Origin of the sequence: Streptomyces sp. CoH27 (genome assembly GCF_020181035.1) — a bacterium.
GTDB classification, from domain to species: Bacteria; Actinomycetota; Actinomycetes; order Streptomycetales; family Streptomycetaceae; genus Streptomyces; species Streptomyces camelliae.
Genome location: NZ_JAIQYY010000002.1, coordinates 346,959 through 371,704 on the forward strand (window position 1 = coordinate 346,959; position 24,746 = coordinate 371,704).

Consider the following 24,746-nt stretch of genomic DNA (forward strand, 5'->3'; position numbering starts at 1 on the left):
GGACATGTACGGAGCCTGAACCCGGGCTGAACCCGGTGGAGGTCTCACCGGCCTCTCACCAGCGCGGGGAATCCGGTAAGAGGCCGGCCGCCCGCTCAGCGCGGGAGCCGTCCGGTGTGCTGGGCGGCGAGCCGCACCGGCGCGTTGGCGGCGCCGTAGCCCTGGTGGCCGGGGTCGCGCTGGACCAGTTCGAAGAAGACGTGGCCGATGGTCTCGGTGTAGCAGTGCCGGAAGGCGCCGCCCGCGTCCTGGTCGTAGAGGATGCCCAGCTCGCGGTAGGTCTCCAACTCGCCCTCGGCAAAGGTGAACCGGGCCGCGAGGTCGTCGTAGTAGTTGGCCGGCACCGGCAGCAGCCGGCCGCCGGCCGCGCGGAAGGCGCGGGCCGCGGCCACCACGTCGTCGGTGGCCAGCGCGAGGTGCGCGGCGTGCAGGGTCTCGTCTGCGGGCGCCGCGCCGACGGTGAGGGCGATACGGACGCTGCCGTCCTGGTTGGCGACGGCCCGGCTGCGGCGCAGCCCGTAGGGGTCGGCGAGGTCGACGCTGTCCTGGGCGTCCAGCCCGAGGACGCTGCGGTGGAAGAGGGTCGCCTCGTCGAAGTGGTGCCAGGGCTGGGTGAGGGCGAGGTGGTCGATGCGGGTGCCGTCGGACGGTGCCCGGGCGTCCGGCAGATCGGCGAAGTCGCCCCGCCAGTCGGCGAGTCGGGACTCACCGGAGTCTGCGGTGGCGACGAAGAACAGTTCCGTTCCGTCGGGCGCGGCGACCGCATCGAGCGGGGCGTCCTCGGGGGCGCGGCGGCGCGGCAGGACGGGCGCGTGGAGGGCCTCGGCGCGGCGGGCGGCGGCGGCCGGATCCGGGGAGGCGAGGCCGATCGCAGCGAGCCGGGTGCCGTCACGGCGGTCGGTGGCGGCGGTGTTGACCAGGATCCGGGCCTCGCCGCGCTGCCACAGGTCGACGGGTTTGCCGCGGTGGCGGGCGGCGCGGGTGAAGCCGAGGGCGGCCAGCAGGGCGGTGACGGGTTCGGCGTCCGGGGTGAGCAGTTCGGCGAAGGCGACCCCGGTGGGCACGACGGGCGGCGGCAACTGGGCCGCGCCGACGGCCTCTTGAAGCAGCAGCAGGGAGCGGTGGGCGTCCACGGCGGTGGAGCCGGCGTCGGCCTGCCGGAAGACGTCGTTGAAGACCTCCAGCGACAGCGGCCCCCGGTAACCGGCGGCGAGCACGTGCCGCAGCAGCCCGGCGACGTCGAAGCCGCCCTGCCCCGGGAAGCACCGGTGATGGCGGCTCCACTGGAGGACGTCCATGGCCGGCAGCGGGGCGTCGGCGAGCTGGAGGAAGAAGATCTTCTCGCCGGGTATGTCCTCGATGCCCCGGGGGTCCGAGCCCCGGGAGAGGATGTGGAAGCTGTCCAGGCAGGTGCCGAGCGCCGGATGCCCGGCCGCCTCGACGATCCGCCACGCGTGGTCGTAACGGTTCACATGCCGCCCCCAGGCCAGCGCCTCGTACGCCACCCGGATCCCGGACTCCCGTGCCAGGTCGGCGAGTTGTGCCAGCTGTTCGGTGGCGAGGGCGTCGTCGTCCAGGGCGAGCGGGGAGACGCTGGAGCACACGAGGACGGTGTCGGCGCCGAGCCGCTCCATCAGCTCGAACTTGTGCCGGGCGCGCCGGAGATTGCGGGTGAACACCTCCTGCGGGACGGCCTCGATGTCCCGCATCGGCTGGTACAGGTCGATGCTCAGGCCGAGATCGGCACAGCGGGCGCGTATCTCCTCGGGGGTGAGGGGGCTGGCGAGGAGGTCGTTCTCGAAGATCTCGACGCCGTCGAAGCCGGCCCGGGCGGCGGCGGTGAGCTTCTCGGTGAGGGAGCCGCTGAGGGAGACGGTGGCGATGGAGGTGCGCATCATCCGACGTGGCTCCCCGAGCGCTCCAGTCCGGCCAGCTCCTCGAAGTCGGCCAGCATCCGGCCGCTGTCCGGCTCCAGCCCGGTGAACAGCCGGAACGCGTCCGCGGCCTGGAACACGGCCATTCCGCCCCCGGGCAGAACGGCACAGCCGTGCTCCCGGGCGACCCGCACCAGCGCGGTCTCCAGCGGCCGGTACACGACCTCCGCGATCCACAGCCCCGGCCGCAGCAGCTCGGCGGGCAGCGGCAGTCCGGGATGGGCGGCCATACCCGTCGGGGTCGCGTGCACGAGACCGCCCGTGCCGTCGGCGTCGGCGAGCAGTGCCGGCAGCCGGTCGAGGGATGCCGCCTCGGCCCGGCCGGGGCCGAAGTGCCGTACGAGGGAGTCGGCGAGGCCGGCCGCCCGGCCGGGCAGCGCGTCCACCACCGTCACCCGCCCGGCGCCGAGGGTGAGCACGGCGTGTGCCACGGCCGCGCCGGCGCCGCCCGCGCCGAGCTGGACGACCCGCTCCAGCGGGGCGTCCGGCAGGCCGCGCGCGAAGGACGCGGCGAAACCGGTGACGTCGGTGTTGTGACCGACGGCCCGGCCGTCGTCCTCGAAGACGACGGTGTTGACCGCGCCGAGCGCCTCGGCCCGCGGGTCGAGCGCGTCCAGGTGCTCGATGACGAGCTGCTTGCAGGGGTGGGTGATGTTCAGCCCGTCGAAGCCGAGGTCACGGGCTGCGCGGACCAGGTCCCCCACAGCCTTCGGGGCCACACCGAGGACGTCGGTGTCGAGGAGCCGGTAGAGGTAGCGCAGGCCCTGGCGGTCGGCCTCCCGCTGATGCAGGGCGGGGCTGAGCGAGGGGCCGATACCGGCGCCGATCAGCCCGACGAGATACGAGTCCTTGGCCACGCGAGCCTCCCGGGGCAGCGCTAATGTACGAACCAGTACGTTAGCTATATCAGCAGCGGGGGTCCCCGAGAAAGCCCCCGACGGCATCCGGGGCCCTGCTTCTACAATCACCGGCACCACGGACGAGCGCTCCGCCCAGGTGTCGTGTCCCCGGCCCGAAGGAAACCGATGACCAGCGTCGAAGAACCCCTGCGACCCGGCGGGCGGGTGCGCGACGCCGCCCGCACCAAGGCCGAGATCCTCGACGTGGCCACACAGGAGTTCGCGCGGGCCGGCTACGACGGCGCCCGGGTCGACGAGATAGCGGCCCGCACCCGCACCACCAAGCGGATGATCTACTACTACTTCGGCGGCAAGGAACAGCTGTTCACGGCCGTGCTGGAGCGGGCGTACGGCGTGATCCGCGACGCCGAGCAGCAGCTCGACGTCGAGCATCTGGACCCGGTCGCGGCGATCCGGCGCCTGGCCGAGCTGACCCTCGACCATCACGAGCAGCACCCGGACTTCATCCGCCTGGTCAGCATCGAGAACATCCACGGCGCGGAGCACATCGCGGCCTCCGCGAAGCTCGGCCGGATCGGCTCCCCGGCCCTGGACGTGATCCGCCGGATCCTCGCCGCCGGACAGGAGTCCGGGCTGTTCACGGCCGACGTCGACGCGGTCGACCTGCACGCGATGATCAGCTCGTTCTGCTTCTTCCGGGTCGCCAACCGGGCCACCTTCGGCGCCCTGTTCGGCCGCGACCTGGTGGACCCCGGCCGGCGGGAGCACTACCGCACCATGCTCGGCGACATGGTGATCGCCTATCTGACGGCGGAGCGGGCGGACGCCTGACGACTGGGCCCGACGAGTTCGGGCGCCACCTCTTGACACAGGGGAAACACGCGCGCAACATCCCACCCACCACGACTAACTACCCAGTGGGTTAATTAGCAGCCGAGATCCGGCCCTCGCCCGCTCCCTCCCCTCGTCGCTCACTCCGCCCTCGTAGGGTGGAGTTCCCCCGAAGGAGCACCGCCGTGTCCGTCCCCGTCCCCACGCCTGCCTCCGAAGCCCCTCCAGGCCAGCCCTGGAAGGCGGCGACGGCCGCCTGGATCGGCAGCGCCCTGGAGTACTACGACTTCTTCGTCTACGGCAGCGCCGCCGCGCTGATCTTCCCGAAGGTGTTCTTCGACGCCTCCGACCCCGCCACCGCCACGCTGCTCTCGCTCGCCACGTTCGGCGTCGCCTACGCCGCCCGGCCGCTCGGCGCGCTGGTCCTCGGGCATGTCGGCGACCGGGTCGGGCGCAAGAAGATCATGGTGTTCACGCTGCTCCTGATGGGTCTGTCGACGTTCCTGATCGGCTGTCTGCCCACCCGTGCCCAGGCCGGCTCGCTCGCCCCCGTGCTGCTCGTGCTCTGCCGCGTCCTGCAAGGCATATCGGCGGCCGGCGAGCAGGCCAGCGCCAGTTCCATGAGCCTGGAGCACGCGCCGCCGGACCGGCGTGGGTTCTTCACCAGTTTCACGCTCAGCGGCACCCAGGGCGGCCAGCTCATCGCCACCCTCGTCTTCATCCCGGTCTCCCGGCTGCCCGAGAACCAGCTGCTGTCCTGGGGCTGGCGGGTGCCGTTCTGGCTGAGCGTGGCGGTCGCCGTCGCCGGCTTCGTCATCCGGCGCCGGCTGCGCGAGACCCCGGCCTTCGCGAAGCAGGCGGCGACCGAGGGCGTGGTGCGGCTGCCGCTCGCGGTGCTGCTGCGCGACCACTGGGCGGACGTGCTGCGGGTGATCGCGGGGGCGCTCATCGCCTCGGTCAGCACGATCTTCACCGTGTGGGCGCTGGCGTACGCCACCAGCGACGCGGTCGGCATGTCCCGTACCTCGATGCTGTGGGTCGGCGCCCTCGCCAACCTGGTCGCGCTCGGCGCGATCCCGCTGTGGGCGACGCTGTCGGACCGGATCGGGCGCCGACCGGTGTTCCTGATCGGTGCGATCGGCAGCGCGGCGGCGATGGCCGGCTACCTCTGGGCGATCTCCACCGGCTCCTACGCGCTCACCCTGACCCTCGGCGTCGTCGCCTTCGGCCTTGTCTACAGCGCCGCGAACGGGGTGTGGCCCGCCTTCTACGGCGAGATGTTCGCGACCCGGGTCCGGCTGTCCGGCGTGGCGATCGGCACGCAGACCGGCTTCGCGGTGGCCGGGTTCGCGGTCACCTTCGCCGCCGGGATCGCCGGACCGGGCGGCGACGACTGGGGTGCGGTGGCCCTGTTCACGGCTGCCCTGTGCGTACCGCCGGTCATCGCCGCGCTGTCCGCCCGCGAGACGCACACCGTCCCGACGGAACTGCTCGGGGAGCGGGAGGGGCGACAGCCGGCGGGGGTGGAGCGGGTGACGGCCTGAGGGGACGGCGGCCTGAGGGGCTGACGCCGGGGCCTGCCGCCGGTCTGTGGGCGGCGGGGGCCGGCCGTCGGTCCATGGGGGCCTGACGGTCTTCGGGGCGTGGGAGCGTCGGGGCGTGCCCGGTCTGCTGCGCGTGGGGCCTGCCGGACCGAGGGGTGCGAGATCAAGGCCTGCCGGGCTCACCCCCTGGCTGAGCCCCCCACGCGCACGCGGGACCTACCCGGCTAAGGGCGCGGGTGGCGGGGTTCGTACAGGGCAAGTTCGGCGCCGCCCGGGAGGCGGAGGGCGGTCACCCGGCCCCACGGTGCCTCCTCCACCGGTCGGCTGAAGTCGGCTCCGCGCTCGGTGAGTTGGCGCCGGGTCTCGTCCAGGTCGTCGCACATCAGCATCAGCTCGTGCGCGGGCTCGCCGTCGGTGGGGTGGCAGGCCACCTCGGTGGGCGGCGCCTTGAAGATGAGCCAGCCGCGGCCCGCGTCGACGTACGACCAGCAGAGGGTGCCGCGCAGAAAGGCCCGGTCGGCCTCCGGGTCCCGGCTGTAGAGCACCACGTGTGCACCGTTGATCACGCGGGGAGGTTAGTGCGGCGGGCGGGGCCGGACAAGCACCGGCGCCCCACCGGCGGCCGGCGCCGCTTCCGGCTCGGTCCGGCGGCCCGCGGGCTCGGACCCCCAGGGCCTTGCTGTCCATCGGGGCTGGTCCGCCCCGCCGAGGGACCACCGGGCCCTGTTGCACCGTGACGGTGCGGGAAGACGATGGTGGGAGGGGGTTGTCGGTGACCCGACGATCACGGGTGGTGGTGAGCACCATGGCCGTACCGGGCGAGGACGGGCCGGCGCCGGCATCCACGCACGCCGATCCCCGGGGGGACCCGCTCCTCATGACGCGGTTCGCCGTCCCGACGCGTCCCGTGACGTTCCTGCGGCGCGACCGGCTGCTCGGACATCTCGGCGACGACCCGCCGACCCCGCTGACCGTGGTCCACGGAGCCGCGGGAGCGGGCAAGACACTGCTGGTGGCCGACTGGGCCTCGGCGCGGGACGGGCCCGTCGCCTGGCTCACCGCCCGGGTGGCGGACAAGGGATGCGGAACCTTCTGGGCGTACCTCCTCCAGGCCCTGCGCCTCGCCGGCCTGCCCCTGGCCGGCGACGTCGGCTTCCCCACCGAACCCGGCCGCGTGCCCGACGCCCTCCTCACCCGGCTCGCCGCCGCACTGAGCGCCCGGACCGCGCCGGTGATCGTCGTCGTCGACGAGTACGACCGGGCGACCGACCCCGAGATCGCGGATCAGCTGGAGTTCGTCCTCCAGCAGGCAGGGCACGGCCTGCGCCTGGTCCTCGTCACGCGCACCGAGCCGCTGCTCCCCCTGCACCGCTACCGGGCGGCCGGCGCCATCACGGAGATCAGGAACGCGGAGCTGGCCTTCACCCGCGACGAAGCAGCGGACCTGCTGGCGCTGCACGGGCTGCGGCTCCCGGCGGACGACGTGGACGCGCTGGTGGAACGCACCCGGGGCTGGGCGGCCGGCCTGCGGCTGTGCGCCCTGGCCGCGCGGGACGAGCCGGATCCGCGCACGTATCTGCAGGAGTTCGAGGCCGACCGCACCACGATCGCCGACTTCCTGCTGGCCGAGGTGCTCAAGCGGCAGAAGGCCGGGGCACAGGACCTGCTGCTGCGGACCAGCATCCTCGAACGGGTCTGTCCCGGTCTCGCCGACGCCCTCACCGGCCGCACCGACGCCGGACTCATCCTGACCGGTCTGCACCGCGAGAACGCGTTCGTCGAGTATCTCGGGCACGACTGGTTCCGTCTCCATCCGCTGTTCGGGGAGATCCTCCGCGCCCACCTGCGGGTGCGCTCTCCCGGGCTGGAAACCGAACTCCACCGCCGCGCCGCTCACTGGCTGCGGCACTCGGGGTCCCTCGGCGAGACGCTCGGCCACGCGGCCGCCGCGCACGAGTGGGAGACCGCCGCCGGCGCCCTCGTCGGCGATCTCGCCATCGGGGAGATCTTCACCGGCCTGCACGTCGACGATCTGTCCGAGCTGTTCGCCCCGATGGGGCCCGGACCCGCCGGCCCCGCCACGGACCTCGTGCGGGCCGCCCGCGCACTGTCCCGGCGCGACCTGGAACGCGGCCTGCCCCGCCTGCACCGCGCGGCACACGCCCTCGCACCGCGCGGCGCATCCGCCGAGGACGATCCGGACGGCCTGGCGGCGACCCGGCTGAGCTGCGCCTTCCTCGAAACGCTGGCAGCGCGCCTGACCGGTGCCCCGGGACGGGCGGAGACGGCGGCACAGGCCGCTGAGCGGCTTCGGCGCGACGTACCCGGCAGGCTTCTCGACGAGCATCCGGAGCTGATCGCGCTCCTGCACACCCATCTCGGCTCGGCACGGCTGTGGGCCGGCCGGATGCGGGAGGCACGCGCCGTCCTGACCACGGTCGTCGACTCCGGCCGGGCGGAGGACACGGCCCAGGCACGTGAGGAGTGTCTGGGCCACCTCGCGCTGATCGACTATCTGAAGGGCCGGCCGGGCAGGGCCGAACGCACGGCGTGGGCCACGGTCACCGCGGCCGGCGGCCACCGCGGCCCGCCCCCGGCGCCCGGACCGGGGCTGGCCCCGCTGGTCCTGGCCGCGGTGGCCGTCGACCGCGACGAGCTGGACCGGGCCCAGGCGCTCCTCGACGCCGCGGCGGACCCCCGGGGCCTTCCGCCGGACCCGGTGGCGCAGGCCGGGGAGTCCATCGTCACCGGGCGTCTGCTCCTGGCCCGCGGTGACCCACAGGCCGCGCTCGAAGCGGTGGACCGGACCGTCGTGGCCGAGGAGGCGTCGCCCTGGGCCGCGGCGCACACGGCGTGCGTGGCCGCCGCCGCTCACCTCGCCGAGGGACGGCCGGAGACGGCCGTCAAGCTGCTCGCGGAACAGCCCGACGGCGAGCCGGTGTGCCTCGTGGGAGCCGCGCAGGCGGAACTGGCCGCGGGCAGGCCCGAGGCCGCGGCCGAACTGCTCGGCAGAGTGGGGCCGCAGAGCCGCGTCGGCCCCGCCGTCGCGGTACGGGCGGCACTGGTCGGAGCCCAGGTGGCGGGCGAGGCCGGAGACCTCGCCCGGCAGCGCGGACTCGTCGCCCAGGCGCTCCGGGAGGCCCGGCGCGAACGGCTGCGCCGCCCCTTCGTGGACGCCGGACCGTGGCTGCGCCCGTTGCTGCGCACCGTGCCGTTGCGCGCCCTGGCCGAGGGCTGGCTCACCCCCGGCCCGCCGGTGCCGGGCGGGGAGCAGCCGCCGCTGCCGGTGGTGGAAGAGCTGAGCGGACGCGAACGCGACGTCCTGCGCCGGCTGGCGCAGATGATGTCGACGGAGGAGATCGCCGCCGATCTGTATGTGTCGGTCAACACGGTCAAGACCCATCTCAAGAGCGCCTACCGCAAGCTCGCCGTGAACCGGCGTCACGACGCGGTGCGCCGGGCACGTGACCTGGGGCTCCTGTGACGCGACGGTCGTATCACCTCGCCCGGGTGAGGCAGAGCGGTGGGCCGGGGCGGAGGATCGCGGGGAGACGTGGGGAAGGGCAGCTCATGCGCTACGAGATTCGCGTCGACGGACAGATGACCAAGACGCTGGTCAAGGCGTTCCCCGAGCTCGACCACGTGCTGATGGCCGGCCAGACCCTCCTTTACGGAACGGTCGTCGACGAGGCACACCTGTACGGGCTGCTGGCGCGCTGCCGGTCCCTGGGGCTGAGGGTCCTCGAAGTACGCCAGATGCCGTCCTGACCCGCGGACCGCCGTTCTCGTGCGGGCCGTTCACCCGCCCCGGGTGAGGCGGCCGCCCTCCCGCCCCGCGCAGGCTGAGAACCGCACCGTACGCACACCGTACGGAACGACCACCGGGTGCGGACCCGGGACGGAGGAGGACAGATGAGCGCGCAGACCTACCTCGCCTACGACTATCCGGCGCTGAGTGTCTTCTGGTCCATGCTGGTGTTCTTCCTGTGGATCATGTGGTTCGTCCTGCTCTTCCGGATCATCACCGACATCTTCCGGGACGACGGCCTGGGCGGCTGGGGCAAGGCCGGCTGGGTCGTGTTCGTCGTCGTCCTGCCCTTCCTGGGCGTCTTCGTCTACCTGATCGCCCGGGGAAAGAACATGGGCCGCCGGGAGATCGAACAGGCCCGCGCGCAAGCGCAGGCCGTCGACACCTACATCCGGCAGACGGCCCAGGCGGCCGCGCCGCCCACCAGTGCCGACGAACTCGCGAAGCTGTCCGGGATGCGCGCCCGCGGCGACATCACCGACGACGAATTCCGGCGGGCGAAGGAACTGGTCCTCACCGGCAGCGGGCCCTCCGCCTCGGCGCACTGAGCACGTCGCACAGCACAGAAACGAGGTGGCACGATGGCCGCCACACACAGCACACGCACGTCCACCCCCACGGCCAGGGAGCAATGGGCGAGCGGCCTGACCGCCTTCGGCGCGGTCATGCTCGTACTCGCCGGGACACTGAACGTCTTCCGCGGCATCATGGCGATCGCGAAGGACAACGTGTTCCTCGTGACCCGCAGTTATGTCTTCCGGTTCGATCTCACGGGCTGGGGCTGGGTCCATCTGATCCTTGGCGTCGTCGCGCTGCTCGTGGGCTTCGGCCTCTCCTCCGGCGCCCTGTGGGCGCACGTCTGCGGGGTGGCCATCGCCTCGCTGATCATCATCGCCAACTTCCTCTCCCTGCCGTACTACCCGGTGTGGTCGATCGTGCTGATCGCCTTCTCCGGATTCATCATCTGGGCCCTGTGCGTGGGCAGGAGCGGTAGCGCCCGCCTGTTCGACTGACGGCCGTACTCACTCGGCCCCGGCCTGGCCCGGCCCGGCCATGGGCGACGGGATGAGCGGTGAGGGCGATGATCGTGACGATGGTGTCGATGCCGGACGGGGTCACGACCAGGATCTCCGTGGCGGAGGCGCGGCAGCGGCTCGCCACGGACCCTTTCCTGCTCCTCGGGGTCGAGCTGCCGGAGGAGGGCGGACCGGCGGGCGGAGCGGAGGAAAGCGGGCCGGCGGGCGGAGCGGAGGAGAGGGGGCCGGCGGACGAACCGACGGCCCGCCGGCTCGGGCTGGACGCCGAGGAACTGGCCTGGTTCGGCGGACGGGACCAGTCCGCGCGGGCCGAATTCCTGGGCGACATCGCCGGATTCGTCGTGCCGGTGGCCCGGCAGGGGCGGGTCGCCCATGTGCACGCCCTCGCCTCCGAGCGCTTCCTGGTGATCGCCCACCGGGGCCCGGCCGTCCTGACGGCGGACGTCATCGCGCACCTGCGGCGGGAGAAGCCCCATGACGCCGTGGCCACCCTGTTCCTGCTGCTCCAGGAGGCGCTGGCGACGTTCCGCCGCGCCGCGGGGCGTGAGCTGCTCCAGGTGGAGGAGCTGGAGGACGCCATGTTCGAGGAGCGGCGGCCCGAGCAGATCTACCGTCTGTCCCAGCTGCGCCGCAGTGCCGCCCTCCTGCACCACTCGTTGCTGCCGTACCTGCAGGTGGTCGAAGAGATGGTCACGCGCAGGATGATGAGCCGCGATTTTCCGGTGGAACGGCAGCGGCTCGCCCAGGAGTTCCAGCGCGCGGCTCGACTGGTCCTCGCGGACATCGAGTCCCTCCAGGACGCCGCCCGCCGGACCTTCGCCAGTTACGGCTCCCTCGTCGCGGGCGAACAGAACGGCGTGATCAACCGGTTGACCATCGCGTCGGTGGTCTTCCTGCCGCTGTCGTTCCTGACCGGCTTCTTCGGTATGAACTTCGCCTTCCTCACCGACGAGTTGGAGAGCAAGGACGTCTTCTGGCTGCTCGCCGTGGGACTTCAGGTGGTCGTCCTGCTCGTCGCCTTCTACGTGCTGCACCGCACGCGTGTCTGGCGCAGACTGCGGGACGGGGACCAGGAGACCGGACCGGGAGACGAGTGAGGCCACCGGGACCGGGCCGGAGTTCGAGCCGTGTCAGGGGGCCGGGGGCGGCACCGCCGCATCGAGCAGCGGTGCCAGTTCCCGTACGGCCGTGGTCAGGGGCGTTACGTCCTGTTCGGCGCGGGCCATCAGGATCGCGCCCTCCAGGGTGCTGATCATCAGCATGGACAGGGACTCGGCGCGGGCCGCGGGGACGCCCATGCCGGTCAGGGCCTCGGCGAGCGGGGTCCGCCAGGCGGTGAACGCGGAGGCCACGGCCGCTCGCGTCGAGCCGCCGGCACCGGCGCACTCGGCGGTGGCCGCGGCGACCGGGCAGCCCGCGGCGAAGCCGTCCGCCGCGTACTCGTCGGTCCACTGCGCGACCATCGCCGCGAACAAACCGCTCGGCGTCGGCTCCTCAAGCCCCGCGAGGAAGCGCGCGATCCGCTTGCCGGCGTACCGTCCGGCCCACCCGACCGCCTCGTTGACCAGCTGTTCCTTGCCGCCCGGGAAGTAGTGCTGGAGGGAGCCGCGAGGCGCGCCGGCGTGGGCGGCGACATCGCGCATCCCGGTCGCGGCGACCCCCTGGCGCCGGATGAGCTGGGCCGCGCTGAAGACCATCCGCTCCCGGGGACCCCGCTGCTCACTCATCCCTGCCTCCGTTCCTCACCGCCCCACTCTATGACCGGCGTCATAACGGCCGCTACTATGACAGTGGTCATAGTCGATTTCCGGAGGGAAGGACGGACCCCGTGCACGTCGGTTTCATCGGTCTCGGAGTGATGGGCCGGCCCATGGGCCTGCGTCTGGCGTCCGCCGGCACTCCCCTGGTGGTCTGGAACCGGACCCCGGAGCGCGCCGCACCCCTGCGCGCTGCCGGCGCCGACGTCGCGGCGAGCATCGACGAGGTGTTCGCGCGGGCGGACGTGGTGCTGCTGATGCTCGCCGACGAAGCCGCGATCGACAGCGTCCTCGGCCGCGGCACCCCCGCCCTCGCCGCCCGGGTCGCGGATCGCACCGTCGTCCACATGGGCACGACCTCCCCCGAGTACTCCGCCGCCCTGGAGACCGACATCCGCACGGCCGGCGGCCGCTACGTCGAGGCACCCGTCTCCGGGTCACGCGTCCCCGCGGAACAGGGTCAGCTGGTCGCCATGCTGGCCGGCGACGAGGACGCCGTGGCCGCCGTACGACCCCTGCTCGCGCCCCTGTGCCGGGAGACGTTCGGATGCGGCCCGGCACCGGGCGCGCTGCTGATGAAGCTCTCGGTCAACCTGTTCCTGATCACCCTGGTGACCGGGCTGACCGAGGCCTTCCACTTCGCCGAGCGGCAGGGTCTGGACCGGCGGCTGTTCCTCGACGTCCTCGACGCGGGCCCCATGGCCAGCGGGGTCTCCCGGATGAAGGCACCCAAGCTGCGCGAGCGCGACTTCGCGGTACAGGCGGCCGCCCTGGACGTCCTGAAGAACAACCGCCTCATCGCCGACGCCGCCCGCAAGGCCCACCTGGCCTCACCCCTCCTCGACGCGTGCCACACCCTGTTCGAGGAGACCGTGGCCCAGGGGTACGGCGGCGAGGACATGGTGGCCGTACTGCGGGCGATCGAGGCGCGGACCGCCGAAGGGACGGCGTAGACCGTATGGGCTATGGGGAATGCGCCAGATCGTAGACATTCGGCCGTCACCCGCCGACCGTCGACTGTCACCCGCCGACTGTCGGCCGTCGGCCGCCCGTCACCCCTTCTTCGGGATCCCGTAGACCCGCTCGACCCGCAGCCGTACCACCAGACGCCGGTCGCGGACCATCGCCGCCCGGTAGTCGTCCCAGTCGGGGTGTTCGCCGAGGACGTCCCGGTAGAGCCGGATCAGTTCCTCGACCGTGTCGTCGTGGGGGTCCTGGGCCACCGGGGTCAGTTCGGCCGTGCCCTCGGCGACCGTGTACGCCCAGCGGTCGGCGCTGGTGACGTGGTAGGAGGCGCGTGGGTCGCGGCGCAGGTTGCGGGTCTTGGCGCGGTCGTCGGTGACGGAGATCCGGATGATCCGCTCGTCGGGGTAGTAGGCGTGACTGACGTTGGACAGCTGGGGGCGGCCGTCCTTCTTGAGGGTGACCAGGGTGCCGCCGTGGCCTTCCGACAGCAGTTCGAGCAGTGCGTCCTGCGCGGTGTCGTGAGTCATAGCAGGGTCAACTCGCGGGAGCGGCCCCCGCATTCCCGCACGCCAGACAGCTGGTAGACAGTGTCTACTACCTACTGGTAGACAGTGTCTATGACTGAGTCGGACACGGGGTTGCGGGAGCGTCTGGTCGATGTGGGGGTGGAGCTGCTGGCCACCGAGGGGCTCTCGGCGCTGACCCTGCGGGAGATCGCCCGGCGGGCCGGCGTCTCGCACGGGGCGCCGCGCCGCTACTTCCCCACCCATCTGGAGCTGCTGTCGGCCATCGCGCGCCGGGGCTTCGGCGATCTGGCCGAGCGGGTGGAGCGGATACCCGGCCCGGGCGCCGGGGCGCGGGCGCGGGTGGTCGGGCTGGCGCGGACGTATCTGGATTTCGCGCTGGACCGTCCCGGCATGTATGAGCTGATGTTCCGTCATGATCTGCTGGAGAGCGGTCATCTGGGGCTGCGGGAGGCGAGTCTGCCGCTGTTCGGTCTGCTGGCCGGGCTGGTCGGGCAGGTGCGGCCGGAGGCCGACGCCCGGCTGGTGGCGGGCGCGTTGTGGGCGAATCTGCACGGCATCGCGCAGTTGTGGCGCTGGCGCAGTCTTCAACTTGCCGTCGAGAAAGAGGACTTCGGGCCGCTGCTCGATGCGGTGCTGGCCGCGCACCTGGGTGCGGAGGACGGCCGGTGAACCGGCGGTGGACGCTGGCGAGCAGTGTGGCGGGCGCGGTGGTCGTCGCCCTGGACGGTACGGTCCTCACGGTTGCCCAGCCGCGACTGCAACGGGAGTTGGGGGCATCGTTCGCCGAGGTGCAGTGGACCAGTACGGCGTATCTGATCGCGGTGGCGAGCCTGCTGGTGTTCGCGGGAAGGCTCGGTGACCGGTTCGGGCACCGGCGGGTGTTCGCGCTCGGCATGCTGGGGTTCGGGGCGGTGTCGGCGGGCATCGGACTCGCGCCCGGGGTGGGGTGGGTGGTCGGACTGCGGGCGGTGCAGGGGGTGTTCGGGGCGCTGTTGCAGCCGGCCACGCTGGGCATGCTGCGGGCCGCGTTCCCGCCGGAGGCGCTGGCGAAGCCGCTCGCCGTGCGGACGGCGGCGATCGGGCTGGCGGCGGCAGCGGGACCGGTGGTCGGCGGAGCTCTGGTGACGTCCCTGGGCTGGCGGGCGGTGTTCTTCCTGAACGTGCTGCCGGCGCTCGCCTTCGGCCTGCCGGCCCTGCGGCGCCCGGAGCGGGCTGCGGCGGGGGCCCGGAGCGCGCTGGACGTGCCGGGGGCGGTGCTGCTCGCGGGGACGCTGGCCTGCCTGGTCCATGCGCTGACCGCGCGGCCCGTCTCCTGGGCGGGGCTCGTCCTCGCCGGGGCCGGGACGGCGGTCCTCGTCCGGCACGAGCGGCGTACGGCGTGCCCGCTGCTGCCGCCGGGCGTCGTCGGCTCGCGGGCGGTAGGGGCGGCGCTCGGCATCCTGGTCGCGGTCTCGGCAGCCCTGTCCGGCACGCTCTTCACGGCTGTCTACGTCCTCCAACGCGGCCTGGGTCTCGACCCGTTGGCCAGCGCGCTGCGCGCCCTGCCGCTGGCGATGCTGATGGTGGCGTCCGCCGCGCTGTGCCCGGTGCTGCTGCGCCGGCTCGGGACACGCGGTACGACGGCGGCGGCGACGGCGCTGCTCGCGCTCGGTGTCCTCGTGCTCTCGCAGGCCGCCTCGGCACCGCTGTTCGGCGGTGGGTTCGCTCTGCTGGGCGCCGGGTTCGGGACGGTGATGGTGGCGGCCACCCATGTCGTCGTGACGCAGGCCGAGGCGGCGGCCGCCGGGGTCGCGGGCGGGCTGCAGCAGACCGCGCTCAACGTGGGCCCCGCCCTGGGCGTGGCCGCGGCGAGCACGCTGCAGGGTGCCGGGACCGGGCCGGCGCTGCTCGTCCTGGCCGCCGTGGCAGCGCTCGGAGTGCCCCTGGCCTGCGCGCTGTCCGGGGCGGTCGGCGTCGCATCGGTCACACACAGCGCCGAAGATCGGGTACGGGGCGGGATTTCTGCGGGACGATGAGCACCGGTGCGGACCGGCCGGGCGGCCGGGAGGCATCGCGTACGAAGGCGACCGGAGGAGAGCGATGGCACAGCTGCGACAGGAAGTCGGCCCGGACGAGGCGGGACTGGACGGCGAGGCGCTGGACCGGCTGGAGAAGCACTTCGCGCGTCACGTCGACGAGGGCCGGCTGCCCGGCTGGCTGCTGTCCGTGGCCCGTGGCGGCCGCGTCGCGTATCTCACCACGTACGGTCTGCGCGATGTCGCGGCCGGGCTGCCGGTCGAGCCGGACACGCTGTGGCGGATCTACTCGATGACCAAGCCGGTCACCGCCGTCGCCGTGCTGCTGCTGGTGGAGGAGGGCCGGCTGGGCCTCGACGACCCGCTGGAACGCCATCTGCCGGCGTTCGCCAAACCCCGGGTGTACGACTGCGGTTCGGGTGACGAGCTGCGCACCCGGCCCGCCGCCGGCCCGATCCTGATCCGCCATCTGCTCACCCACACCGCCGGGTTGACCTTCGGCTTCTACCATCACCATCCGGTCGACGCCCTGTACCGCGCGTCGGGTCTGGAGTACTCGGTGCCGCCGGGCGCCGATCTGGCCGAGACGGTCGAGGTGTACGCGCGGATGCCGCTGCAGTTCGACCCGGGGACGCAGTGGAACTACTCGGTCGCCTCGAACGTGCTCGGCCGGGTGATCGAGGTGGTCTCCGGGCAGCCGCTGGACGCGTTCTTCTCGACGCGGATCCTCGGCCCGCTCGGCATGACCGACACGGGTTTCCACCTCGCGCCCGAACAGGCGCCCCGGCTGGCCGAGTTGTACCGGGAGACGGACGAGGGCGGGATCGCACCGGTGCCGGGGCTGCCGGTGCACGGCAGGCCGCGGTTCCTGTCCGGCAGCGGCGGGCTGGTCTCCTCGGCGTACGACTTCCACCGGTTCATGGAGATGCTGCGCCGGGGCGGCGAACTGGACGGTGTCCGGCTGCTGTCGGCGGACAGCGTCGCGCTGATGACCGGCAACCGGCTGCCCGGTGGCGCCGTCCTGCGCGCCTTCGGCGCCCCCGTCCATCAGGAGCCCGGCAACGACGGCCTCGGCTTCGGCTTCAACGTCTCGGTGGTGGTCGACCCGTCCCGCACCCTGGCCCCGTCCAGCCTCGGTACGTACGGCTGGACGGGCGCGGCCACGACCGCGTTCTGGGTGGACCCGGCCCGTGAGCTGACGGTGCAGTTCATGACCCAGGTGCGCCCGAAGACGCTGAAGGTGTTCCCGGAGCTGCGGCGGCTGGTGCACGAGGCGGTCGTCTCCTGACCGCCCGGCCGTCCCGGCGCCCCGGGGCGGTCAGGAGCCGTGGGCGACGGCGTCCAGGTGCGGCAGGATGTGGTCGAGCCGTTCCCGCTTGGTGCGCAGATAGGTGATGTTGCTCTCGCACGGCTCGATCAGCAGCGGCACCTGCTCGGCGACCTGGATGCCGTGCCGGACGAGGGCTTCGCGCTTGCGCGGGTTGTTGGACATCAGCCGTACCGAGCGTACGCCGAGGTCGCGCAGGATCTCGGCGGCGACGCCGTAGTCACGGGCGTCGACCGGCAGGCCGAGGGCGAGGTTCGCCTCCACGGTGTCCAGGCCCTCCGCCTGCAGGGCCATCGCGCGCAGTTTGGCGAGCAGGCCGATGCCGCGGCCCTCGTGGCCCCTCAAGTAGACGACGATGCCGCTGCCTTCGGCGACGACGGCGCGCAGTGCGGACGCCAGCTGGTCGCCGCACTCGCAGTGCCGGGAGCCGAACGCGTCGCCGGTCAGGCATTCGGAGTGCAGCCGGGTCAGCACGTTCTCGGTGCCGATCTCGCCGTACACGAGGGCCACTTGTTCGTCGCCGCGGTCGTGGTCCAGGTAGCCGATCGCCTGGAATTTGCCGTACACGGTGGGCAGCGGTGCGTTCACGACGCGTTCCGCGCCCGATCGCCGCGGGGACTTCGCGCCGAGAACGCCGATGGTGTCGCCGGTGTTGTCTGTCATGATCTGTTTCCTCAAGCGAGACGAAAGGCCGTGAAATGATGAGTGGTTCGGGTGCGCGTGCGGCGGCCGGTGAATCGGCGCACGGCGTGATGCCGACGGACACCACGGGAGACGTACGGGCACGGGGGGCGGGGGTTTCAGCACAGGTCGCCGTCCTTCCCGTCGGCAGTTTCGAACAGCACGGGCCCTTCCTTCCGCTGGCGACCGACACGCTGGTCGCCTGTGCCGTGGCGCGTCGGATCGCCGCCGCCTACCCCGTGCATCTCCTTCCTCCGGTGACGGTCTCCTGCTCGCACGAGCACGCCGGCTGGCCGGGGACCGTCAGCATCTCCGCCGTGACCCTGCACGCGGTGGTCCGGGACATCGCGGCGTCGCTGCGGCGCGGTGGGGTGGACGCGCTCGTCGTGGTCAACGGGCACGGCGGCAACTACGTTCTGGGAAATGTCGTGCAGGAGGCGTCCGCGCGCGGTGAGCGGATGGCGCTGTTCCCGGCGGCCGAGGACTGGGAGGCGGCGCGCGAGCGGGCGGGGGTGCTGACCTCGCTGCTCACCGACATGCATGCCGGGGAGATCGAGACCTCGATTCTTCTGCACGCTCACCCCGAATTCGTCCGCCCTGGTTACGAGTCCGCCGATTTCGTCGCCGATGACCGTCGTCATCTGCTCACTGTGGGAATGTCCGCCTATACCGAATCGGGCGTCATCGGCCGTCCTTCCCTGGGGTCGGCGGAAAAGGGGAGGGAACTGCTGGCGAGCCTGGCGGAATCGTTCGCGGCGACGTTCGCGTTGCTCACGCCCGCCGATGATTCCTCAGCGGCGGGGGAATAGCCGCGCAGCCCGCCGTACCAGCGGGCGACGAGGACGACGGCGCCGGGCAGGCTCGCCACGAAGCTGAGCACGCCGTACACCACGGCGACGGCGACACCGCTGCTCGCGCCGAGCCCCGCGGCGCCGAACGCCCAGGCGGTGACGCCCTCGCGGGGGCCGAAACCGCCGACGTTCAGGGGCAGGCCCATGGCGACCAGGGCGAGGACCGCGAGCGGGAGCAGTACGGCCACGGAGGCGGCGGATCCGGTGACCCGGGCCGCGACGACGAACATCGCCAGGTGCCCGGCCAGGATCACGGCGGAGGCCACCGCGACACCGGGGCCGGCGTGCCGGGACAGCAACCCCTGCCGCACCTCGCCGAGGCCGGTGCGCAGCGCGCCCCGGCGGCGGGTGGAGGCACGGTTCATGCGGACGGCGAGGACGACGGCGAGGGCTCCTGTGACGGCCAGGGCGGCGAGCGGGGCGACATCGCGCGCCTCGTCCCGGACGGGCGAGGGCAGGACGAGCAGCGCCGCCGCGCCGAACACGGCCAGCGCGATCTGCCCGGCGACCCGCTCCAGCACCACCGCCTTCACGCCGCGCCGCAGGTCACCGGCGCTCTGCCCGTGCCGTACCGCCCGGTGCACATCGCCCAGGACGCCGCCGGGCAGCGCCGCGTTCAGGAACAGCGCGCGGTAGTAGTCGGCGACGGCGGGCCCGAACGGCAGCCGGATCCGCAGTCCCCGGGCCACCAACTGCCAGCGCCAGGCGCTGAACACGGTGGTGACCACGCCGATGCCCAGCGCGGCCAGCACGGTCACGGCATCGATCCGCCGCAGTCCGTCGACCAGCGCACCGGTCCCCAGCCGCCACAGCAGCACGCCGAGGATGACCACACCGACGACGGTCCCGACGTGCGTGCGCAGGGTACGGGGGCCGGGACGGCGGGGGGTGGGGAGCTGCGGTGAGGTGGGGGTGGGTGCGGGCTCGGACAGGGGTGTGACCGGTTCCGGCGGTACGGTGGCCGCCTCGGCGGTCGTACGCCGGGCACCCGCATCCACACCGTGCACGCGCACGCGGGCCGCCGTGCCGGTGGACGTCACGCGCCCTCGCAGGTCGGCTGCCGTCGTCCGGGCGGTCATGAGGTGCCGCCCGCCGGGCGGGGCAGGGCCAGCAGATCGCTGTGGTGGACCACCACGCGCAGTGCGCCGGCCGCGCAGGCGGCGAGCCGGTCGTGCAGATAGCGTTCGGCGCGCTCGCGCAGGTCGGGGCGTTGTTCCACGGCCGCGCCCACCCAGCCGCGCAGCCACTGCTCGGTCAGCGCGGCCTGATCGGGGCCTAGCCGCCATGGGCTCGGATGCACCCGTACGGACGCCCCGCGCGCGGCGAACGCCTCGCAGGCCACGGTGACCGCGTCCGGGCCGAGCAGGCCGGCGCGCCGCTGGTGGGCGTTGAACGCCTCGGCGATCTCGGCGTCCAGCGGGTGGCCCGGGGTGAGTTCGACGCGGCCGGCGACGGACAGCGTGAGCAGCGCGGGACAGCCGGCCCCGGCACAGGCGTCGACGAGGGCGAAGACCTCGTCCCGGGTGAGGACGTCGAGCAGCGCGGAGGCGGTGACCAGGGAGGCACCGCTCAGCGCGTCCGAGGTCAGCCGGGCCACGTCGCCGCGCCGGGTCTCGACGCTGACGGGGCTGCCGTCGGCGGCGGAGCGCGGGGAGGCCACGGCGGCGAAGTGCAGCAGGTAGGGGTCGCGGTCGTGGAGGACCCAGTGCTGGGCGCCGTCGAGGCGGGGGGCCAGCCAGCGGCCCATCGAGCCGGTGCCACAGCCGAGGTCGTGCACGGCGAGTCCGCCCGCCCGGCCCGGCTGGTTCGCGAGCCGGATCCTGAGCGGGTCCAGCAGGTCCTGGGCGCGGGCGGCCGCGTCGGGCCCTTCCCGCAACTGGAGCCACTCGGGCGCGTACCGGGGCGGTTCCTCGGGGTCGCCGGCGCGCAGCCGTACGGTGGCCCGCTCGCCCGGCCGGCCCACGGGCCCGGCACCGGCAACGGCCGACAGCACCGAGTCGGCGGCGGCCGCCGCGGACCCCACGGGACCGGCGGCACTCTCGGCCGTCCCCTCACCGCCGCCCACGCCTGCCGGCATCCTGTGCTCCCCGTTCCCCTTCCTCCGCACGGACTCCTCCTCGCCCTCGCTCCCCCGCACCGACTCGGCCTCGGCCGGCCCCGGTTGGGCCGGGATCGCGGCGGTGCCGCTCTTCATGGTGTCGGTCATGCCGCCCTCCTCGGGGCCTCGGGGAGGCGGCCGAGGACGGTGGCCAGGCTGCGGGCCGTGGTGGCCCAGCCGTCGAGTGCGGCGCGCCGGGCGCGGGCCGCGGCCTTGAGGCGGCGGCGTACGTCGGGCTCGCCGAACCAGCCGCGCAGCTCGGCGGCGAGCGCGCCGGGGTCCTCCGGCGGGACGAGGATGCCGGGCACTCCGCCGTCGGGGGCACGGCCGACCGCCTCCGGCAGGCCGCCGACGTCGGTGGCGAGCACCGGGATGCCGCGGGCGAGGGCCTCGGTCACCGCCATGCCGTAGGTCTCCGCGTACGACGTGAGGACCATCAGGTCGGCGGCGGCGTAGGTGGCGTCCAGGGCGGCGCCGGAGCGCGGGCCGGTCAGGTGCAGTCGGTCGGTGAGGCCGTGGCGGGCGATCAGGGCGCGCAGCCGTGTCACATACTCGGGGTCGTGGCCGAGCCCGCCGACGCACTCGCAGGTCCACGGCAGGTCCCGTACCGCGGCGAGCGCCGCCACGAGCCGGTGCTGGCCCTTGCGCGGGGTCACCGAGGCCACGCACAGCAGGCGGGAGACGCCGTCGGTGCCGGGTGCGAGGGGGGCGATGTCGGCGCCGGGGGCGGCGACGTGCGCCCGTTCGGGGGCGAGGCCGTGGTGGGAGACGAGCCGGCGCACCGCCCAGTCGCTGGTGGCGATGACGGCGGGCACAGCGCGCAGCACGGCCCGTTCGCGGGCGTCGAGGTCGGCGGCGGTCTCGGGGGCGAGGCCGGTCTCGTCGCCGAGCGGCAGGTGGACGAGGACGGCCAGGCGCAGGCGGTCGGCGTGCGGGGTGACGAGCTCCGGGACGCCGCAGGCGACGAGCCCGTCCATGAGGACCACCGCGTCGTCCGGCAGCTCCCGCAGGGTGCGGGCGAGTTCCTCGCGGGCGGCCCGGTCGGGGTGCGGCCAGGTGCCGGGCGCGGCGTGGGGGACGACCTGCCAGCCGAACCCGGGCAGGTCGAGGCAGACCCGGCGGTCGTAGGCGTTGCCGCCGCTGGGCGCGGCCGGGTCGTCGACGCCGCCCGGCAGGACGAAGTGGACGGTGCGCAGGGACATGGGGATGATTCCGGCGGGCTGCTGGGTGGCGGGGGGCTGCGCGGGCACGTACGGGAGCCGCGCCCTGTCCAGGGTCACTTCGGTCAGCTCGGTCAGCTCGGTCACAGGGCACGCTCGTAACTCGCCCAGGCGATGTGCGACTCGTGCAGGGTGACCGTTATTCCGGCGAGGCCCTTGGCGCCTTCGCCGAGGGCGCCCTTGTGGACGCGGTCGGCGAGCCGGTCGGCGATGACCTTGGCGAGGAACTCGGTGGAGGTGTTGACGCCGGCGAAGTCGGGTTCGTCGTCGAGGTTGCGGTAGTTCAGCTCGGCGGTGATCAGGCGCAGTTCCTGGGTGGCGAGGCCGATGTCGACCACGATGTTGTCCTGGTCCAGCTCCGCGCGGCGGAAGGTGGCGTCCACGAGGAACGTGGCGCCGTGCAGTTTCTGCGCGGGCCCGAACACCTCGCCGCGGAAGCTGTGGGCGATCATGATGTGATCGCGGACGGTGATGCTGAACAACGAACGACCCTCCAGGTACGGCGCGTCTGGTCCCCCGGACGGTGCCGACCGGGGAGGACGTGTCCCCCCGGACCGTGCCTGCCCGGGGATGACGTGTAGTACGGCTCTTCGCTTCCCCGTGTTCAGCCCTCTCTCACTCTTTTCTCAGGTCAGACCCGCCTCCGGGTACCGGATCCGGTGGCACAGGGCCGGGATCTCACCGGCGGCGAGCTGCGGCATGACGTCGGGGAGTTGCTCGAACGGGCTCTCCCCGGTGATGAGCGCGTCCAGGGCCGGGTCGGCGAGCAGGTCGAGGGCGAGCGCCATCCGGTCGGCGTAACCGCGGCCGGGGCGGGCGGCCGGGGAGACGGTGCCGACCTGGCTGCTGCGCACGGTGAGCCGGCGGGAGTGGAAGGCCTCGCCGAGCGGCAGGGCCACGCGCCGGTCGCCGTACCAGCTCAGTTCCACGACGGTGCCCTCGGGGGCGAGGAGCTGGAGCGCGCGGGTGAGGCCGGCCTCGGTGGCGCTGGCGTGGACGACGAGGTCGCAGTCGCCGAGGGCGGCGTCGGGTGTCGCGAAGTCCACGCCGAGCGCCTCGGCGGTGGCGGCGCGGGCGGGGTCGGCGTCGACGAGCTGGAGCCGGACGCCGGGGAAGCGGGCGAGCAGGGCGGCCACCGAGCAGCCGACCATGCCGCCGCCGACGACCGCGATCCGGTCGCCGATCAGCGGCGACGCGTCCCACAGGGCGTTCACGGCGGTCTCCACGGTCCCGGCGAGCACGGCCCGCGCGGCGGGCACCGACTCGGGTACGACGGTCACGGCGTTCACCGGAATGACGTAACGGCTCTGGTGCGGATACAGGCAGAAGACCGTCCGCCCGGTCAGCGCGGCCGGGCCCTCCTCCACGACGCCGACGCTGAGGTAGCCGTACTTCACCGGGCCCGGGAAGTCGCCCTCCTGGAACGGCGCGCGCATCACGGCGTGTTGGCTTGCCGGCACCTGGCCGCGGAACACGAGGGTCTCGGTGCCGCGGCTCACCGCGGAGTACAGGGCGCGCACCACGATCTCGCCGTCGGCCGGGTCCGCGAGGGTCACGTCACGCAGTTCTCCGTGGCCGGGCGAGCGCAGCCAGAACGCGCGGGCCGAGCGGTTCATCGGCATCCTCCTGAACAGTAGGCACGTTGTTCACGTACCGAGAAGTGCACAGGCCGCGCACAGTACGCGGCGTTGATCGACTCTGTCACTGGCCGGAGGGTATGCGGTGGCCCTGAACAACACATACGACGCGAGGCCCCAGCAGGAGACCGCTGTGGGGGCGGGCGTTCAGCTTCTGCTGCTGGCCCTGCTCGGCACGGCGATAGGCATGGGACCGGCCGGCTGGCTGACGGGGCTCGCGTTCGCGTTCGCCACCTGGGCCGTGCTGGCCCGCGCCCTGCACCGCTCCTGCCTGCGTTCCTTCGGTCCCGCGAACCGGGTGACGCTCGGCCGGGCGACCCTGGTGGGCGGGGTGACGGCGCTGGTCGCGGACTCCTTCGAGAGCGCGCCGCCGGTGACGCTGCTGGTCGGCCTGACCGCGACAGCCCTGCTCCTGGACGGCGTGGACGGCAAGGTGGCCCGCCGTACGGGAACGTCGACGGCGCTGGGGGCGCGCTTCGACATGGAGGTCGACGCGTTCCTGATCCTGGTGCTGAGTGTGTACGTGGCGACGCAGCTGGGCCCGTGGGTGCTGCTGATCGGCGGCATGCGGTACGCGTTCGTCGCCGCCGCCCGGCTCGCCCCCTGGCTGAACGCCCCGCTGCCCCCGTCGTTCGCCCGCAAGACGGTGGCCGCGGTGCAGGGCATCGCGCTCCTCCTGGCGGGCGCCGAACTGCTGCCCCGCCCGGCGAACCTGGCGATCGTCCTGCTGGCCCTGGGCTCGCTGCTGTGGTCCTTCGGCCGGGATGTGCGGTGGCTGTGGCGTACGTCGCGGATGCCGGCGGAGATACCGGCCGAGCGGCAGATGCGGGAGCTGGAGCTGGCGGCGCGCTGAGCGGACGGCAGACGTACGGTGAAGGGCCCGGACCGGGTTGCCGGTCCGGGCCCTTCATGTCGTGCGCGGTTACGACCGTGTGCCCCGGCTCCGCACGAGCGCGAAGGCGGCTGCCGCGAGGCCGAGGACGCCGGCGACCAGGCCGCCGATGCCGAGCCCGCGGGCCGTGGAGTCGCTGGAACCGGCCGCCTGGGTGGTGGCGGCGGTGCTCTTGGCGGGGGCGGGTGCTGCCGTGGGGTCACCGGCGGTCAGCTTGAGCACCGGGGCGGGGTTCTCCGGTTCGGCGCCGCCGGTGGGCTCCTCGATCCAGCGGGCGACCTTGCCGTCGGAGTACGTCTGGAGGGTCTTGAAGACCAACTGGCCGGTGTCGTCGGGGAGCTGGCCGAAGGCGACGGTGAAGTCCTCGTACTGTCCGGCGCCGATCTTCCCGCCGGTGAAGGTGATCTCGGAGGCGGCCTCGGTGATGGTGCCGTCGTCGGTCTTGACCGGCGTCTTGAGCTTGGTGTTCGTCACCTGGGCGGTCCAGCCGTCCTGCGGGTGGACCAGGACGCCGAGGACGGGGTGGTCGGTGGGCAGGAAGACCTGCACCTTGGTGGTGGACGCGCTGTCCTCCTCGTTGGGGACGCGGAAGGTCAGGACGCCGTCGGTGGCGCCCTTGGCGTAGCTCTCGGGGTGGACGGTGACGTGCGCGGAGGCGGCGCCGGCGGCGAGCACGACGATGGCGGCGGCGCCTGCGGTGACGGCCGCGGCGCGGCGCAGGGCCGGGTGGGTCACGGTCATGGGTGAGTCGGTCTCCGTAC

The 24,746-nt window shown here is 73.3% G+C and carries 24 protein-coding genes and 1 pseudogene; 13 read left to right on the top strand and 12 right to left on the bottom strand.

The genetic code is table 11. The features are described from left to right. Nucleotides 1–95 precede the first annotated feature (95 nt). Nucleotides 96–1,895: a sugar phosphate isomerase/epimerase and 4-hydroxyphenylpyruvate domain-containing protein gene (locus LE548_RS04385; RefSeq protein ID WP_225095432.1), complete on the bottom strand. Its 1,800-nt coding sequence runs from the start codon at nucleotides 1,893–1,895 to the stop codon at nucleotides 96–98. Next, complete coding sequence (locus tag LE548_RS04390) at nucleotides 1,895–2,791, bottom strand: shikimate dehydrogenase (protein ID WP_225095272.1); 897 nt, start codon at nucleotides 2,789–2,791, stop codon at nucleotides 1,895–1,897. Before LE548_RS04390 ends, LE548_RS04385 begins: the two co-directional genes overlap by 1 nt. A gap of 168 nt (nucleotides 2,792–2,959) precedes the next feature. Here LE548_RS04390 and LE548_RS04395 point away from each other — a divergent pair, with 168 nt between their 5' ends. Both LE548_RS04395 and LE548_RS04400 read left to right on the top strand, forming a co-directional pair. Further along, nucleotides 2,960–3,625 (top strand): TetR family transcriptional regulator, encoded by a 666-nt coding sequence (locus LE548_RS04395; RefSeq protein WP_225095273.1) that lies wholly within the window; start codon nucleotides 2,960–2,962, stop codon nucleotides 3,623–3,625. 185 nt (nucleotides 3,626–3,810) lie between these two features. Next, on the top strand, nucleotides 3,811–5,169 hold the full coding sequence (locus tag LE548_RS04400; RefSeq protein ID WP_225095274.1) for an MFS transporter: 1,359 nt from the start codon (nucleotides 3,811–3,813) through the stop codon (nucleotides 5,167–5,169). A 224-nt stretch (nucleotides 5,170–5,393) separates the two neighbouring features. Here LE548_RS04400 and LE548_RS04405 read toward each other — a convergent pair whose 3' ends face one another. Beyond that, nucleotides 5,394–5,735, bottom strand: a complete 342-nt coding sequence (locus LE548_RS04405) for a VOC family protein (protein WP_225095275.1) — start codon at nucleotides 5,733–5,735, stop codon at nucleotides 5,394–5,396. A 239-nt stretch (nucleotides 5,736–5,974) separates the two neighbouring features. On the opposite strand from LE548_RS04405, the gene LE548_RS04410 reads away from it, so the two are divergent. From LE548_RS04410 to LE548_RS04430, 5 genes are all read left to right on the top strand, one after another. Continuing rightward, the gene (locus LE548_RS04410; protein ID WP_225095433.1) at nucleotides 5,975–8,653 is read left to right on the top strand and encodes a LuxR C-terminal-related transcriptional regulator; all 2,679 of its coding nucleotides are present in this window, start codon (nucleotides 5,975–5,977) and stop codon (nucleotides 8,651–8,653) included. Between the two features lie 86 nt (nucleotides 8,654–8,739). Beyond that, nucleotides 8,740–8,937, top strand: coding sequence for a hypothetical protein (locus LE548_RS04415; RefSeq protein ID WP_225095276.1), 198 nt, complete (start codon nucleotides 8,740–8,742; stop codon nucleotides 8,935–8,937). A gap of 144 nt (nucleotides 8,938–9,081) precedes the next feature. Continuing rightward, nucleotides 9,082–9,525, top strand: a complete 444-nt coding sequence (locus LE548_RS04420; protein WP_225095277.1) for an SHOCT domain-containing protein — start codon at nucleotides 9,082–9,084, stop codon at nucleotides 9,523–9,525. Between the two features lie 33 nt (nucleotides 9,526–9,558). Continuing rightward, nucleotides 9,559–9,990: a hypothetical protein gene (locus LE548_RS04425; RefSeq protein ID WP_225095278.1), complete on the top strand. Its 432-nt coding sequence runs from the start codon at nucleotides 9,559–9,561 to the stop codon at nucleotides 9,988–9,990. 68 nt (nucleotides 9,991–10,058) lie between these two features. After that, on the top strand, nucleotides 10,059–11,111 hold the full coding sequence (locus tag LE548_RS04430) for a CorA family divalent cation transporter (RefSeq protein WP_225095279.1): 1,053 nt from the start codon (nucleotides 10,059–10,061) through the stop codon (nucleotides 11,109–11,111). Between the two features lie 33 nt (nucleotides 11,112–11,144). Here LE548_RS04430 and LE548_RS04435 read toward each other — a convergent pair whose 3' ends face one another. Beyond that, nucleotides 11,145–11,741, bottom strand: a complete 597-nt coding sequence (locus LE548_RS04435) for a TetR/AcrR family transcriptional regulator (protein WP_225095280.1) — start codon at nucleotides 11,739–11,741, stop codon at nucleotides 11,145–11,147. Nucleotides 11,742–11,743: 2 nt separating this feature from the next. Here LE548_RS04435 and LE548_RS04440 point away from each other — a divergent pair, with 2 nt between their 5' ends. Next, a complete protein-coding gene (locus LE548_RS04440) occupies nucleotides 11,744–12,724 on the top strand; it encodes an NAD(P)-dependent oxidoreductase (protein WP_225095434.1) in 981 nt (326 codons plus the stop codon). 99 nt (nucleotides 12,725–12,823) lie between these two features. Here LE548_RS04440 and LE548_RS04445 read toward each other — a convergent pair whose 3' ends face one another. After that, nucleotides 12,824–13,264 (bottom strand): PPOX class F420-dependent oxidoreductase, encoded by a 441-nt coding sequence (locus LE548_RS04445; protein ID WP_225095281.1) that lies wholly within the window; start codon nucleotides 13,262–13,264, stop codon nucleotides 12,824–12,826. Between the two features lie 90 nt (nucleotides 13,265–13,354). On the opposite strand from LE548_RS04445, the gene LE548_RS04450 reads away from it, so the two are divergent. From LE548_RS04450 to LE548_RS04460, 3 genes are all read left to right on the top strand, one after another. Beyond that, entirely contained in the window at nucleotides 13,355–13,933 is a 579-nt protein-coding gene (locus LE548_RS04450; protein ID WP_225095282.1) for a TetR/AcrR family transcriptional regulator, read from the top strand. Next, entirely contained in the window at nucleotides 13,930–15,279 is a 1,350-nt protein-coding gene (locus LE548_RS04455; protein ID WP_225095283.1) for an MFS transporter, read from the top strand. The genes LE548_RS04450 and LE548_RS04455 overlap by 4 nt, the downstream gene beginning before the upstream one ends. A gap of 64 nt (nucleotides 15,280–15,343) precedes the next feature. Next, on the top strand, nucleotides 15,344–16,567 hold the full coding sequence (locus LE548_RS04460) for a serine hydrolase (protein ID WP_225095284.1): 1,224 nt from the start codon (nucleotides 15,344–15,346) through the stop codon (nucleotides 16,565–16,567). Between the two features lie 30 nt (nucleotides 16,568–16,597). Here the strand turns inward: LE548_RS04460 and ribA are convergent, their stop codons facing one another. Further along, nucleotides 16,598–17,269, bottom strand: coding sequence for a GTP cyclohydrolase II (ribA, locus tag LE548_RS04465; protein WP_225095285.1), 672 nt, complete (start codon nucleotides 17,267–17,269; stop codon nucleotides 16,598–16,600). A gap of 38 nt (nucleotides 17,270–17,307) precedes the next feature. On the opposite strand from ribA, the gene LE548_RS04470 reads away from it, so the two are divergent. After that, nucleotides 17,308–18,096: a creatininase family protein gene (locus LE548_RS04470; protein WP_308029839.1), complete on the top strand. Its 789-nt coding sequence runs from the start codon at nucleotides 17,308–17,310 to the stop codon at nucleotides 18,094–18,096. A gap of 101 nt (nucleotides 18,097–18,197) precedes the next feature. Here the strand turns inward: LE548_RS04470 and LE548_RS04475 are convergent. From LE548_RS04475 to LE548_RS04495, 5 genes and pseudogenes are all read right to left on the bottom strand, one after another. Further along, nucleotides 18,198–19,217: pseudogene (locus LE548_RS04475) on the bottom strand (YbhN family protein); the annotation flags it as partial. Further along, nucleotides 19,214–20,344, bottom strand: coding sequence for a class I SAM-dependent methyltransferase (locus tag LE548_RS04480; RefSeq protein WP_225095287.1), 1,131 nt, complete (start codon nucleotides 20,342–20,344; stop codon nucleotides 19,214–19,216). The gene LE548_RS04480 and the pseudogene LE548_RS04475, both read right to left, overlap by 4 nt. Further along, entirely contained in the window at nucleotides 20,341–21,543 is a 1,203-nt protein-coding gene (locus LE548_RS04485) for a glycosyltransferase family 4 protein (protein WP_374116018.1), read from the bottom strand. Before LE548_RS04485 ends, LE548_RS04480 begins: the two co-directional genes overlap by 4 nt. Then, entirely contained in the window at nucleotides 21,540–21,938 is a 399-nt protein-coding gene (locus LE548_RS04490; RefSeq protein ID WP_225095288.1) for a 6-carboxytetrahydropterin synthase, read from the bottom strand. Before LE548_RS04490 ends, LE548_RS04485 begins: the two co-directional genes overlap by 4 nt. Before the next feature lie 144 nt (nucleotides 21,939–22,082). After that, a complete protein-coding gene (locus LE548_RS04495; RefSeq protein WP_225095289.1) occupies nucleotides 22,083–23,072 on the bottom strand; it encodes a zinc-binding alcohol dehydrogenase in 990 nt (329 codons plus the stop codon). 106 nt (nucleotides 23,073–23,178) lie between these two features. Between LE548_RS04495 and LE548_RS04500 the strand changes: the two genes are divergently transcribed. Beyond that, nucleotides 23,179–23,946: a CDP-alcohol phosphatidyltransferase family protein gene (locus tag LE548_RS04500; RefSeq protein ID WP_225095290.1), complete on the top strand. Its 768-nt coding sequence runs from the start codon at nucleotides 23,179–23,181 to the stop codon at nucleotides 23,944–23,946. Between the two features lie 69 nt (nucleotides 23,947–24,015). On the opposite strand, the gene LE548_RS04505 is transcribed toward LE548_RS04500, so the two are convergent. Then, nucleotides 24,016–24,726 carry a YcnI family protein gene (locus LE548_RS04505; RefSeq protein WP_225095291.1) on the bottom strand — a complete coding sequence of 237 codons (711 nt, stop codon included), beginning with the start codon at nucleotides 24,724–24,726 and terminating at the stop codon, nucleotides 24,016–24,018. Nucleotides 24,727–24,746 lie beyond the last annotated feature (20 nt).

What these genes read in the sequence shown, in the direction of transcription:
- LE548_RS04410 (WP_225095433.1), top strand. Translation starts at nt 5,975, where the DNA reads ATGGCCGTACCGGGCGAGGACGGGCCGGCGCCGGCATCCACGCACGCC.
- LE548_RS04450 (WP_225095282.1), top strand. Translation starts at nt 13,355, where the DNA reads ATGACTGAGTCGGACACGGGGTTGCGGGAGCGTCTGGTCGATGTGGGG.
- LE548_RS04460 (WP_225095284.1), top strand. Translation starts at nt 15,344, where the DNA reads ATGGCACAGCTGCGACAGGAAGTCGGCCCGGACGAGGCGGGACTGGAC.
- LE548_RS04505 (WP_225095291.1), bottom strand. Translation starts at nt 24,726, where the DNA reads ATGACCGTGACCCACCCGGCCCTGCGCCGCGCCGCGGCCGTCACCGCA.
- LE548_RS04395 (WP_225095273.1), top strand. Translation starts at nt 2,960, where the DNA reads ATGACCAGCGTCGAAGAACCCCTGCGACCCGGCGGGCGGGTGCGCGAC.
- LE548_RS04445 (WP_225095281.1), bottom strand. Translation starts at nt 13,264, where the DNA reads ATGACTCACGACACCGCGCAGGACGCACTGCTCGAACTGCTGTCGGAA.
- LE548_RS04415 (WP_225095276.1), top strand. Translation starts at nt 8,740, where the DNA reads ATGCGCTACGAGATTCGCGTCGACGGACAGATGACCAAGACGCTGGTC.
- LE548_RS04425 (WP_225095278.1), top strand. Translation starts at nt 9,559, where the DNA reads ATGGCCGCCACACACAGCACACGCACGTCCACCCCCACGGCCAGGGAG.
- LE548_RS04385 (WP_225095432.1), bottom strand. Translation starts at nt 1,895, where the DNA reads ATGCGCACCTCCATCGCCACCGTCTCCCTCAGCGGCTCCCTCACCGAG.
- ribA (WP_225095285.1), bottom strand. Translation starts at nt 17,269, where the DNA reads ATGACAGACAACACCGGCGACACCATCGGCGTTCTCGGCGCGAAGTCC.
- LE548_RS04435 (WP_225095280.1), bottom strand. Translation starts at nt 11,741, where the DNA reads ATGAGTGAGCAGCGGGGTCCCCGGGAGCGGATGGTCTTCAGCGCGGCC.
- LE548_RS04470 (WP_308029839.1), top strand. Translation starts at nt 17,308, where the DNA reads ATGAGTGGTTCGGGTGCGCGTGCGGCGGCCGGTGAATCGGCGCACGGC.
- LE548_RS04430 (WP_225095279.1), top strand. Translation starts at nt 10,059, where the DNA reads ATGATCGTGACGATGGTGTCGATGCCGGACGGGGTCACGACCAGGATC.
- LE548_RS04480 (WP_225095287.1), bottom strand. Translation starts at nt 20,344, where the DNA reads ATGACCGACACCATGAAGAGCGGCACCGCCGCGATCCCGGCCCAACCG.
- LE548_RS04495 (WP_225095289.1), bottom strand. Translation starts at nt 23,072, where the DNA reads ATGAACCGCTCGGCCCGCGCGTTCTGGCTGCGCTCGCCCGGCCACGGA.
- LE548_RS04420 (WP_225095277.1), top strand. Translation starts at nt 9,082, where the DNA reads ATGAGCGCGCAGACCTACCTCGCCTACGACTATCCGGCGCTGAGTGTC.